Origin of the sequence: Phenylobacterium sp. (assembly GCF_030697925.1) — a bacterium.
GTDB lineage: Bacteria > Pseudomonadota > Alphaproteobacteria > Caulobacterales > Caulobacteraceae > Phenylobacterium.
Genome location: NZ_JAUYOJ010000153.1, coordinates 1 through 1,976, shown reverse-complemented (window position 1 = coordinate 1,976; position 1,976 = coordinate 1). Strand labels below are relative to the sequence as shown.

The 1,976-nt window shown below is 63.2% G+C and carries 2 protein-coding genes; both read right to left on the bottom strand.

Annotated elements, in window-relative coordinates:
• The coding region (groL, locus tag Q8Q88_RS14595; RefSeq protein ID WP_305675916.1) for a chaperonin GroEL at window positions 1–1,424 on the bottom strand (1,424 nt) is incomplete at its 3' end.
• 51 nt (window positions 1,425–1,475) lie between these two features.
• A complete protein-coding gene (groES, locus tag Q8Q88_RS14590; RefSeq protein WP_305675915.1) occupies window positions 1,476–1,790 on the bottom strand; it encodes a co-chaperone GroES in 315 nt (104 codons plus the stop codon).
• Window positions 1,791–1,976: the final 186 nt, after the last annotated feature.

The window sequence follows — 1,976 nt, the reverse complement described above, 5'->3', positions numbered from 1 at the left end:
GCCGAGGCGTGCTCCAGCACCTTGCTGACGACGATCGAGCCTTCCACGCCAGCGTTCTCGGAGATTTGGCGGATCGGAGCTTGAAGCGCGCGCCGCACGATGGCGATGCCCGCGTCCTGATCGGGGTTGAGGCCCTTGAGGTCGTCCAGGGCCATGGAGGCCTTGAGCAGGGCGACGCCGCCGCCGGGTACGATGCCTTCCTCGACCGCCGCCCGGGTGGCGTTGAGGGCGTCGTCGACGCGGTCCTTGCGTTCCCTCACCTCGACCTCGGTTGAGCCGCCGACCTTGATGACCGCAACGCCGCCGGCCAGCTTGGCCAGGCGTTCCAGCAGCTTTTCCTTGTCGTAGTCGGAGGTGGTGTCCTCGATCTGCGCCTTGAGCTGAACGATGCGGCCCTCGATCGCCGTCTTGTCGCCCGCACCGTCGACCACGGTGGTGTCGTCCTTGCTGACGGTGACCTTCTTGGCCTTGCCGAGCATGTCGAGGGTGACATTCTCCAACTTGATGCCGAGTTCCGTGGAGATGACCTGGCCGCCCGTGACGATGGCGAGGTCTTCCAGCATGGCCTTGCGACGATCGCCGAAGCCCGGAGCCTTGACGGCCGCGACCTTGAGACCGCCGCGCAGCTTGTTGACCACCAGAGTGGCCAGGGCTTCACCGTCGATGTCCTCGGCGATGACCAGCAGCGGGCGGGCGCTCTGGACCACGGCTTCGAGCAGAGGCAGCAGCGGTTGAAGCGATGATAGGCGCTTTTCGAACAGCAGAATCAGGGGCTCTTCGAGCTCAACCTCCATCTTGTCGGCGTTGGTGATGAAGTACGGCGAAAGATAACCGCGGTCGAACTGCATGCCGTCGACCACCTCAAGCTCGGTGTCGAGGGTCTTGGCCTCCTCGACGGTGATCACGCCTTCATTGCCGACCCGCTCCATAGCCTTGGCGATCATCTCACCGACTTCGGTGTCGCCGTTGGCGGAGATGGTGCCGACCTGGGCGATCTCGGCATTGGTGGTGACCTCGCGGGAGGACGCCTTGATGCTCTCGACCACCGCGACCACGGCCTTTTCAACGCCGCGTTTGAGGTCCATCGGGTTCATGCCGGCGGCCACCGACTTCAAGCCCTCGACCACGATGGCCTGGGCCAACACGGTCGCGGTGGTGGTGCCATCGCCGGCCTTGTCGCTGGTCTTGGAGGCGACCTCGCGGATCATCTGGGCGCCGAGGTTTTCGAACTTGTCTTCGAGTTCGATCTCCTTGGCGACGGTGACGCCGTCCTTGGTGGAGCGGGGCGCGCCGTAGGATTTCTCGATCACCACGTTTCGGCCCTTGGGCCCCAGGGTGACCTTCACCGCATTGGCGAGGATGTTGACGCCGCGCAGCATGCGGTCGCGTGCGTCGGCGGAGAAGTGAACGTGTTTGGCGGCCATCTGCCTGCTCTTTCGAAGAAGCTAGGGACTGAAAGGGGCCTGGCGAACCGCCTAAGCGGCCTTGGCCTGGGCGGGGAGAGACTCGACGACGCCGAGGATGTCAGACTCCTTCATGATCAGGAGGTCCTCACCGTCGATCTTCACTTCGCTGCCGGACCACTTGCCGAAAAGAATGCGGTCGCCGGCCTTCACATCCATGGGGATGCGCTTGCCATCCTCGTCGCGAGCGCCCGGGCCGACGGCGACGACCTCGCCTTCCTGCGGCTTCTCCTTGGCGGTGTCAGGAATGATGATCCCGCCCTTGGTCCTTGCTTCTTCTTCTACGCGTTTGATGACAACGCGGTCGCCAAGAGGACGAAACGCCATGCTCAGGTCTCCTAAATCAGGCGGGGGCTGGCGCGTTCGCAGCCAGTTTGGCACTCGAACACAGGGAGTGCCAACCGCGCGCTAGAGATGACATGGTGGCCGCAGAATGCAAGATATTCAGCGCTAGAATGAAGAAAAATAACCTCTCGATTCAGATTTCATCGATCCTGCCAAGCTTTCGGGTGC

Excerpts from the sequence above, each read along its gene's own strand:
- groES (WP_305675915.1), bottom strand. The coding sequence starts at position 1,790 with ATGGCGTTTCGTCCTCTTGGCGACCGCGTTGTCATCAAACGCGTAGAA.